Raw genomic sequence first — 9,161 nt, 5'->3', positions numbered from 1 at the left:
TCTGGTTGTGAAAGAGCATGCAGGTTAGACTCGGACATGGCGTATCATTCCTCTGTTGGTTGTGATCTTGGCGGTGATCAACCAACAGGATACGCCACCCCTTCAGCCTGCTTCCATACACCAGAAATCACCATAACTCGAGGTAAAGCTTCACCATCTTTAATTTGAATGCTTCACTATGTGTTCTTGTCATGTGACTCCCCAAAAGTCGGTGTCCAACTTTCGGGGGTCACTTCAATAGCGGGGTCAGACCCCCGATACATTTCGCTTTGCCAAATGTACCGGGCTGTGGGGCTTCACGCGTTAATCATGGGTAGGCACTCGCTTGGACACTAGCCTGACCCGGTCATCGACAGGCTCCAGGCGTTGCCTGTGCACTGTTGATGCCTAAGAACCATGCGCATATACTGATTCAAATACTGTTCGAGGGGGCATGCCATGCGAACTACTGAAGCTGCGAAATCCATACGTAAACCGACGAATCTGTCGCTGGATAGCGCTCTTCTTAAAGAGGCAAAATCCCTTGGAATCAATGTCTCGCGGTCTGCAGAGGCAGGAATTGCGGAAGCAGTCAAACTTCATAAGCGGAGCAAATGGCTTAACGAGAATGCCGAGGCGATTGAAAGCTCGAATGCCTACGTTGAAGCCAACGGCTTGCCTCTTGCGCGACATCGGCAGTTCTGATGTCCCGTTTCGATATTTTTGAAAATGAACAAGGAGCAGGGTACCTGCTGGATGTACAGTCCGACCTTCTCAGTGGCTTGAACACACGAGTAGTCGTGCCGTTACTGCCCAAATCGTCGGCGCCATTCCCTGCGCAGAGGCTCAATCCGGTGTTCAGCATCAACGGCATGGAAGTCGTCATGGCTACTCAATATATGGCCGCTGTACCGGAAACTGAGTTGCGCTTTTGCTCCGGTAGCCTTGCTGAGCTGCAGGATGAAATTGTCGCAGCACTGGATATGCTGTTTTTGGGCTTTTGATTCCACCCCACCAAATGTACCGGGGGTCTGACCCCCACCCCAAAAATCACAAAGTCGTCAAAAACGCCGCCAGCTCCTCAACATCCCCGGCCGTCAACGGCGCGGCAATGCCAATCATTGGCGAGCTCTGCACCGCTGGGTCCATGTCTTTAAAGCGTTTAAGCGCGATCTTGATGTATTCCGAAGGCTGGCCGGCCAGGCGGGGCATGTCGCGGAAGCCTTCGGCCTCTTTGCCATGGCAGGCAGAGCACTTCGCCTGAAACTTGGCGCGGCCAGCGTCGATCAGATCGGGAGCAGGGCTGGTGCGGGGCTTGGCTTGTTGCAGGGAGTAGTACACAGCAATGTTGATGCGCTCTTCCACGGTGAGGGTTTGCGCCAGCTTGCTCATCACGTAGTCTTCACGCACGCCGTTGCCGAACTTCTCGAATTGCTCGAACAGGTAAAGCGGGTGCTGGTCGGCCAGATTCGGAATGTAGTCACGCCTGCTGTTGCCGTCTTTCCCGTGGCAAGAGCCGCAAAACAGGATGCGCTCCTTGCCCGCAGCATAGGCGGCATCGCGCCGGGAATCATCGGCCATAATCGATTCCAGCTCACTCAGAGCTTGGTGAACCGATTGGGAAAACGCCACCGGCGCAGCCATCATTCCGGCTACCAACAAGCCACCCGTACACAACTTCCGCAGCATCTCGCACCCTGCCATCTGAAAATTGTGCCAAGAATATAGACATACCCGCAGGCCATTCTTGCTAAAGATCAATAAAATCCAACTTGGGGTCAGACCCCCGATACACTTTGCCGGGCAAAATGTACGGGGCTGACCTGCTTCGTTGATTATCTGATGGAAACCTCGAACTCGCCGGATTCGTTGTCTTCTGTTACTTCTACGTCAAACATCATGTGCGAGGGAGCATCGCCGGTGGGTTCGCCAAGCGTTACGCTTCTGGTGCCCAGAGCGCCGTCTTTAAAGGAGGCAATCTGCAGTGTCGCTGTTCTGCCATCTGCGCGACTGTAATTGGCGATGCCAACCTGGTAAGTACCGGTTTGCAGGGTTTCTGCTTCACAAGATGCGAAATAGTGTTCGGGGCCATTGGCTGTGGTGTTATCAACATCCAGGTAGCCGGATTGTCCGCTCATGGTCTGATAGAAGACATGGGAACCGCCGGGTTCATACACGTGCAGGTCGACATCGCCAGTACCGTTCCAGGTCAGTGTGGCGGTAAAGAACCCTGTCTCGGCTTCTGCCGGCATCTCTGGTGGTTGCACAGCTGCCAGTTCATTCTCGATATCTCCCACAACTGCGGCACCAATATTCAGTGCAGGGTTAAGGTAAATCTCCAGAAGCCCGTGCCCCAGGATGTCTGTTTCACCATTCAGGCCCGCCGGGCGATCCAGATAGGCTGGGATAATGTCAGTTATGTCCTGCACACCTCCGGTAGCCCGAAGGGCGTTGATGACAAGGTCTTTGTCCGCGAGGCGATGAGGCCCGTTGGCTATGGGTGTCGCTGGTGCAATATGTACCAGTTTCAATGATTCGGCATCGGTTTGAGATGCAGCATAATCATAAGCGGAATTGGCAAAGAGGTTCCCTTGTGAATGAGCGACCATCACTATCTGTTTACCCTCAACTATCCAGGTATCAAGACGTGATTGATGCTCTGCGTAGTTGTTGAGAGTTGGCGGATTGCCTGCCAGTGAAGTCAGTGATTCCACGATAGATGCACGGTACCAGTCCAGGAAGTCATCGCGAATCTGGGGCAGGGTGGTTGCCAGTTGCCCCAGCTTCTCCCACCAGGTGCCGCCACCGTTGATGAGTTCCAGTGCGAGCTCGAAGCGGCCGTGAAGTATCTGCTCCTGCTCGAGAACCCGTTGCTGGAAAGTTTCTACGAAATCTTCGAGGCCGTTGGTGTGGTTATACATGACCTCGTAGCGAATGTTCTCGCCGTCGGCTCGTTCGTTGCCATGAATACGGCGAAACTCATTCAGCGCACGATGAGCTTCGGCGCTAGTGGTCTGCACCCCATTAAAAAATGCAAAGATAATTCCCGAATCCCGGCAAAGATTCCTTGTTTCAACAGCTTGTGCCCATGCCTGAATAGGCATTGCTGCTACCAGCAAGATGGCCATTCCAACGCTGACAAACTTCCGTGTTTGCTTATTCACAACTGTTTCCCTCCGGCAGCGACCAGGATGAACCATCCAGCGCTTTGTTGAACTCCATGTACTGTTTCAATCGTTCTTCTGTGTTGAATGTAACGGCTTCCAGGTTCCGGGACACGACAGCCGGTTCCGCGCCAGAGTTGGCATCACCAAATACCTCGTAAATACAGGCAGTGGCGCGAGAGATCAGCTGGTTGGTTTGGCGAACGGCCGTGGGGTTTGTAAGGTCTGTACTCAGCACCGACTGATTTGCTTTTGCCGCCTGGTTAGCCGCGGCAACCTGTTCGGTGTCGGAGAACTGGAGGGAAATGTATTCGTCGATATCATCACGAATGCCATTAGTGTCGGTGTCCGTACCGGGCAGTGATGCACTTCGATCGAGTTTGGGTATTTCTCCGGAGTCCTCAAGGGATTGCAGTGTAACTGCAGGGGGTGTTTCCGGTGGTTGAGAGGCGGATTTCGAGGTGTCGCTGTCGTTATCTCCACATGCGACAAGCGCCAGTGCCAACGGCAGGCACAGCAGTTCCTTCTTCATGTTCAGCTCCATTGAAATGTCAGGGTCGTCATTGAACCCGGCGTGATTGTATACATAACGTTACAATCTTATCAATTCGGGGTCAGACCCAAATGCATTTCACCCCGCAAAATGTTTTTGGGTCTGACCCGCAGTACGGGGTAAGCTGGAAATATCATTCGGCAGACAAGGACATACACGCCTATGAAACTTCGCTTCCTTGGTGGTACTGGCACCGTAACCGGCTCCCGTTATTTGCTTTCAGATGACTCCCATCGCCTGTTGGTCGACTGCGGCATGTATCAGGGCGTGAAAACCCTGCGGCGGCGGAACTGGGCGAAGTTTCCGGTGGACCCTTCCACCATTGATGCGGTGGTGCTCACCCATGCGCATATTGACCATTCCGGTTACCTGCCAGCGCTGGTGAAGAATGGATTCAAGGGCAAGATTTACTGCACCAAGGCCACCCATGAGCTGTGCAAAGTGTTGCTGCCGGATGCGGGCTTCCTGCAGGAAGAAGACGCCAAGTACGCGTTTCGGAAGAAGTTTTCCAAGCACGAGCACCCGGAGCCGCTTTTTACCGAGAAGGATGCCTGGGAAGCGCTCAAGCACTTCGAATCCCTGCATTACCACGAGAAATTCGAGCCGGTGAAAGGCTTTGAAGTTACCTTCACTCCAGCCGGACATATTCTGGGCTCGTCTTGCGTGCATGTTCACCATAAAGGTGCGGACCGTACCGTGGTGTTCAGTGGTGATGTGGGCCGGCAGGATGACATCATCATGCGCCCGCCGGAGCCGTTACAGAAGGCGGATGTGCTGGTGTGCGAATCCACCTACGGCGATCGCACCCATGGCGAGTCTGACCCGGAGCGGGAGCTGTCTGAAATTATCACCAAAACCGCCGGGCGTGGGGGTATCACGCTGATGCCTGCGTTCGCTGTGGGCCGTGCGCAGATGTTGCTATACGTGGTGCATAAACTGATGGGCGAGGGCAAAATTCCCAAATTGCCGGTGTACCTGAACAGCCCCATGGCCATCAAAGCCACGGAGATCTTCATCAAGCACCATAAAGAGCACAAACTGAACCATGCTCAGTGCGAACTGATCGATGATAAAACCCAGTTCGTGCGCACGGTGGAAGAATCCATCGAGCTGGATGCCGCCCGCTATCCCTGCATCATCATCTCCGCCAGCGGCATGGCCAGCGGCGGTCGCGTGCTGCACCACCTGAAAACCCTGCTGCCGAACCCGCGCAACAGTGTCGTCTTCGCCGGCTTCCAGGCCCCCGGAACCCGTGGCGATGCGCTGGTAAACGGCGCCGAAGATGTCAAGATCCACGGTGAATACTGGCCCGTGAAGGCTGAAATCCACAACCTGAACTCCATGAGCGCCCACGGCGACTACAACGAAATCCTGGCCTGGCTGGAGCAGGGTCACCTGAAACCCGAGCGCGTGTACGTTACCCACGGCGAAATGCTCTCCAGCGATACCATGCGCAAGCGCATCACGGAGAAATTTGGTTGGCATGCGGAGGTGCCGGAGTTGTTTGAGGAGGTGGAGATCTGAAGCTGCAGGCGGCAAAACGCCGCTAAACCCAATCCTCTCGCTCCATGGCTAGCTTTTTAGCAGCAGCTCTCAGCTCATCCATAGAGCGTGTTCCCGGCCCGCTGGCAATGCCGGCGGTAACGAGAGCTTGCAGTTCTTCAATCTTGCGCAATCTGTCCTGATCCTTGCGAATCAGATCCCTCACGTAATCGCTGGTATTCGAATAGCGCCCGGATTGCGCTTGCTGCTCCGCCCAGTGTTTCATGGCTTCGGGCAGGGAAATGTTCATGGTTGCCATAAATAAGCCCTCCTGACGGTAAATTATGGCAAAGATTGCCAGTCGAGGCACGCATGAATCAAATCCAGGAAACCCGCTCCCGCCGAAACCCCACCGGAGCCGTCCCGGTGCCCGCAGCATCCCCATACCGCTCCTTCATCCGCTTCTGGAAACCCTCAGAACCCAGCGCCAGCCCGGCAATCGCGGAATAGCGAATCTGGTCTTCCACCGCCTCCGCCATCGGGCTGGCCACAAAGTTGCGATAACTGACCAGCCGCTGATCGGCATCCGGCTGCAATTCCAGGTAACAAGGGTGGGGCGCATGAAAGCGCGAACCGCTGCCGTAGGCATGGCAGAGGTAGCTGGACCACTGGTATTCGCCGGCGTAATCCACCATGCCCGCCTTCACCGGGTTCAGTTCAATGTAGCGCTGGCATTGCAGGAAATACTCCTCGGTATCCACCAGGCAAGACTTGAAACGCCCCTCCCACAAGCCTCCGGTGCGCTCGTACCGGGCGTTGTAATACTGCGCGTAAGACTGCCCGATCGACTTCATAAAAGCCGACAGCCCGTCATCAGTCTTCGGCGTTACCAGCAGGTGGGTGTGGTTGGTCATGAACACCCACGCGTGAATATCTACCTCGAACTTCTCCTGGTAGCGCGTGAGATACATCGAATAGGTGGCGAAATCAGACAAATCCTGAAAACAAACCTGCCGGTTATTGCCCCGCTGAATCACATGCTGGGGCATCCCGGCCGGACAAATCCTTGGTCGGCGGGGCATCACACATTCCTTGTGGATTAATTTGAAAGCGCAACAATCTGCCCCACCTGCGCCAAAATTTCAACCCCGGGTCAGACCCCCAATACATTTCACCCCGCAAAATGTACTGGGGGTCTGACCCCGTTTTGAAAGCTGGCGGGTTGCAATTTCACCATAATGAGTTATTAATTACTCATAAAGGTTTAAAATGAGTTTTTAATAAATCACTATGTCGAAAATAAGTAGCAGGCCATATTCCAGATACAATCGAACAGCCCTCGAGCTGCTCGCTACGTCCATCCGAAGTGAGCGCCTCCGGCAAAAACTGACAGCACAGGAGCTGGCAGAGCGGGCGGGCATATCTCGAAGCATGCTTCAGCGTATCGAAAAAGCAGACCCAGCCTGCGCCATTGGTGCCGTGTTCGAGGTGGCTACGATTCTTTCGATCCCTCTTTTTGAGGAGGATCCTGCAGCGCTTGGAAGGGCTCTGGCCACTGCAAAACAGACGCTGGCCTTGCTGCCAAAGTCGGCAAGAAAACCAAGGCCGGAAGTGGATGATGATTTCTGATAACGAAGCGTATGTCTGGATCTGGCTGCCCGGTCAGGTTGAGCCGGTTGTGGCGGGCCGGCTGGAAGCGGAGAACGGTCGGCTCAGCTTCACATACGGCAAGAGTTACTTGAGCCGAATTAAGCAAACGCCGGCAGCCATTCCGATCTATGAACCGGAGCTACCATTGGGCAGGGGCGTAATCCAGCCGCCTGAAGGGTTGGAAATGCCCGGTTGCATTCGGGATGCTGCGCCCGATGCCTGGGGCAGAAGGGTGATCATTAACAAGTGCCTTGGTCTGAAGGGCGCAGGTATAGATCCCGCACAGCTGGATGAAATAACCTACCTGCTCGAATCCGGCTCCGACCGAATCGGAGCTCTGGATTTTCAGCGTTCGCCGACAAACTACGAGGCGCGAGCTGCAAAAAATGCCACCCTTGAAGAATTGCTAGCATCGGCCGACCGGGTTGAAAAAGGAATTCCGCTAACGCCGGAGTTGGACCAGGCGTTGTTCCACGGTAGTTCCATCGGTGGCGCCCGGCCCAAGGCACTGATTGAAGACGGCGGAAAAAAATACATCGCCAAATTCTCCTCAACTACCGACATCTACAACGTAGTCAAAGCCGAATACATCGCCATGCGTTTGGCAGCCATAGCGGGGCTAAGTGTCGCGCCGGTGCGGCTGACCTCCGTGGCCAATCGGGATATCCTACTGATCGAGCGCTTCGACCGGGAGCACACAGCCAAAGGCTGGGCCAGGAAAGCCGTGGTATCGGCGCTCACCATTCTGGGCCTGGACGATATGATGGCGCGCTATGCCAGTTACGAAGACTTCGCTGAAATCATACGGCACCGGTTCGCAAACCCCATTGAAGCCCTTCGAGAACTCTTTACCCGTCTGGTATTTAACGTCTTGTGCGGCAACACGGATGACCACGCCAGAAACCATGCAGCCTTCTGGGATGGTCGGCAACTTCAACTCACCCCGGCTTACGACATTTGCCCCCAAGGCAGAACAGGCAACGAAGCCTCTCAGGCTATGCTGATTGCGGGCCAAAACAATCTGAGCCAGCTGGCTACCTGCCTGAAGGCTGCGCCTTCATTTCTGTTATCCCCATCAGAAGCCGAAGACATCTTCGACCACCTGATCAGCACCATAAACACCCACTGGGCCGACGTGTGCGACGAAGCAGCGCTGAGCACCGTAGATGCAAACCTCCTGTGGCAACGCCAATTTCTGAACCCCTTCTCCCTGCAGCGTTCCTGAAGTCCGGGTCAGACCCAGAATACATTTCACCCCGAAAAATGTACTGGGGGTCTGACCCCCAAAATTTGTTAACATGGAGGAAAACGGTCAGGCAGGATGCAATCATGCACTACAGCTCCATACTTCCGGATGTGATCAGGCTGGCGGATGAGGCCAGTGAGAAGGTGCTTCATATCTACGAGTCCGATTTCAAGGTGCGCTACAAGGAAGACAACTCGCCGATTACCGCGGCAGATGAGGCAGCTCACGAGATCATCTACAAGGGGCTGCGTAACATCAGCCGGGACATTCCGATTCTTTCGGAAGAAGGTGCGGAGATTCCCTGGGAAGAGCGCAAAAGCTGGCGTCGGTTCTGGCTGATTGATCCGATCGACGGCACCAAGGACTTCACCCAGCGCAGCGGCGAATTCACCGTGAACATCGCCATGATCGAAGACGGCGTGCCGGTGATGGGCGTGGTCACCGCGCCGGCCCTGAAAGAAGCCTTCTGGGGCATCAAAGGCGAAGGCGCCCACATGCGCGATCGCACCGGCCGGGTACACAGAATCCGCGTGGCGGAACCTCGGGAAACCTTGCGGGTGGTGGCCAGCAAAAACCACCTGAACGACGAAACCCGCGCCTTCATCGACAAACTCGGCCCCCACGAAACCGTGCAAGCCGGCAGCTCCCTGAAATTCTGCCGCATCGCCGAAGGCCATGCCGACATCTACCCGCGCATGGGCCCCACCAGTGAATGGGATACTGCTGCGGCCCATGCCATTCTCCTTGCGGCTGGTGGGCAAGTACAGACGGTGGATGGCAAGCCGTTGGTGTATGGCAAGGAGGATATTCTGAACCCGCATTTCATAGCGGCCGGTGGGTGGTATTTCTGAGCTGGTGATTGACGCATAAGAAGGGTGGGTCGGGCCACGTAGGGCCCGACCCCTTGGTAGCCTGAAAGTTTTAAAGCGGGTCAGACCCCCGGTACTGAAGTGACCCCCGAAAGTTGGACACCGACTTTTGGGGAGTCACATGACAAGAACACATAGTGAAGCATTCAAATTAAAGATGGTGAAGCTTTACCTCGACGGCGGGGCCAGCTTCAACCGCATCTCCAGAGAATTCAATG

At 55.1% G+C, this 9,161-nt stretch carries 11 protein-coding genes; 6 read left to right on the top strand and 5 right to left on the bottom strand.

Going from position 1 to position 9,161, the window contains the following annotated elements; genetic code table 11:
* The first annotated feature begins 438 nt into the window (after nucleotides 1–438).
* Both H3Z84_RS00875 and H3Z84_RS00870 read left to right on the top strand, forming a co-directional pair.
* A complete protein-coding gene (locus H3Z84_RS00875) occupies nucleotides 439–684 on the top strand; it encodes a type II toxin-antitoxin system CcdA family antitoxin (protein ID WP_199455921.1) in 246 nt (81 codons plus the stop codon).
* Complete coding sequence (locus H3Z84_RS00870) at nucleotides 684–983, top strand: CcdB family protein (RefSeq protein ID WP_199455920.1); 300 nt, start codon at nucleotides 684–686, stop codon at nucleotides 981–983. The genes H3Z84_RS00875 and H3Z84_RS00870 overlap by 1 nt, the downstream gene beginning before the upstream one ends.
* A 46-nt stretch (nucleotides 984–1,029) precedes the next feature.
* On the opposite strand, the gene H3Z84_RS00865 is transcribed toward H3Z84_RS00870, so the two are convergent.
* The 3 genes from H3Z84_RS00865 to H3Z84_RS00855 form a co-directional block, all read right to left on the bottom strand.
* Nucleotides 1,030–1,560 (bottom strand): c-type cytochrome, encoded by a 531-nt coding sequence (locus H3Z84_RS00865; RefSeq protein ID WP_228286583.1) that lies wholly within the window; start codon nucleotides 1,558–1,560, stop codon nucleotides 1,030–1,032.
* Between the two features lie 254 nt (nucleotides 1,561–1,814).
* Complete coding sequence (locus tag H3Z84_RS00860) at nucleotides 1,815–3,143, bottom strand: hypothetical protein (protein ID WP_199455918.1); 1,329 nt, start codon at nucleotides 3,141–3,143, stop codon at nucleotides 1,815–1,817.
* Nucleotides 3,136–3,675: a hypothetical protein gene (locus H3Z84_RS00855; protein ID WP_154707664.1), complete on the bottom strand. Its 540-nt coding sequence runs from the start codon at nucleotides 3,673–3,675 to the stop codon at nucleotides 3,136–3,138. The genes H3Z84_RS00860 and H3Z84_RS00855 overlap by 8 nt, the downstream gene beginning before the upstream one ends.
* A gap of 183 nt (nucleotides 3,676–3,858) precedes the next feature.
* On the opposite strand from H3Z84_RS00855, the gene H3Z84_RS00850 reads away from it, so the two are divergent.
* On the top strand, nucleotides 3,859–5,220 hold the full coding sequence (locus H3Z84_RS00850; protein ID WP_199455917.1) for an MBL fold metallo-hydrolase: 1,362 nt from the start codon (nucleotides 3,859–3,861) through the stop codon (nucleotides 5,218–5,220).
* A 22-nt stretch (nucleotides 5,221–5,242) separates the two neighbouring features.
* On the opposite strand, the gene H3Z84_RS00845 is transcribed toward H3Z84_RS00850, so the two are convergent.
* Nucleotides 5,243–5,497: a type II toxin-antitoxin system ParD family antitoxin gene (locus tag H3Z84_RS00845; protein ID WP_199455916.1), complete on the bottom strand. Its 255-nt coding sequence runs from the start codon at nucleotides 5,495–5,497 to the stop codon at nucleotides 5,243–5,245.
* Nucleotides 5,498–5,555: 58 nt separating this feature from the next.
* Nucleotides 5,556–6,227, bottom strand: coding sequence for a transposase (locus H3Z84_RS00840; RefSeq protein ID WP_228285750.1), 672 nt, complete (start codon nucleotides 6,225–6,227; stop codon nucleotides 5,556–5,558).
* Nucleotides 6,228–6,468: 241 nt separating this feature from the next.
* Between H3Z84_RS00840 and H3Z84_RS00835 the strand changes: the two genes are divergently transcribed.
* The 3 genes from H3Z84_RS00835 (at nucleotide 6,469) to cysQ (ending at nucleotide 8,925) form a co-directional block, all read left to right on the top strand.
* Nucleotides 6,469–6,807, top strand: coding sequence for a helix-turn-helix domain-containing protein (locus H3Z84_RS00835; protein WP_199455915.1), 339 nt, complete (start codon nucleotides 6,469–6,471; stop codon nucleotides 6,805–6,807).
* Nucleotides 6,716–8,053: a type II toxin-antitoxin system HipA family toxin gene (locus H3Z84_RS00830; RefSeq protein ID WP_228285749.1), complete on the top strand. Its 1,338-nt coding sequence runs from the start codon at nucleotides 6,716–6,718 to the stop codon at nucleotides 8,051–8,053. The genes H3Z84_RS00835 and H3Z84_RS00830 overlap by 92 nt, the downstream gene beginning before the upstream one ends.
* 104 nt (nucleotides 8,054–8,157) lie before the next feature.
* Nucleotides 8,158–8,925, top strand: coding sequence for a 3'(2'),5'-bisphosphate nucleotidase CysQ (gene cysQ, locus H3Z84_RS00825; RefSeq protein ID WP_058341266.1), 768 nt, complete (start codon nucleotides 8,158–8,160; stop codon nucleotides 8,923–8,925).
* Nucleotides 8,926–9,161: the final 236 nt, after the last annotated feature.

It is taken from the genome of Marinobacter sp. bablab_jr003 (assembly GCF_016464245.1).
GTDB classification, from domain to species: Bacteria; Pseudomonadota; Gammaproteobacteria; order Pseudomonadales; family Oleiphilaceae; genus Marinobacter; species Marinobacter vinifirmus.
Note: the sequence above shows the minus strand (reverse complement) of the source record. Positions and strands in the feature narration are given on the sequence as shown.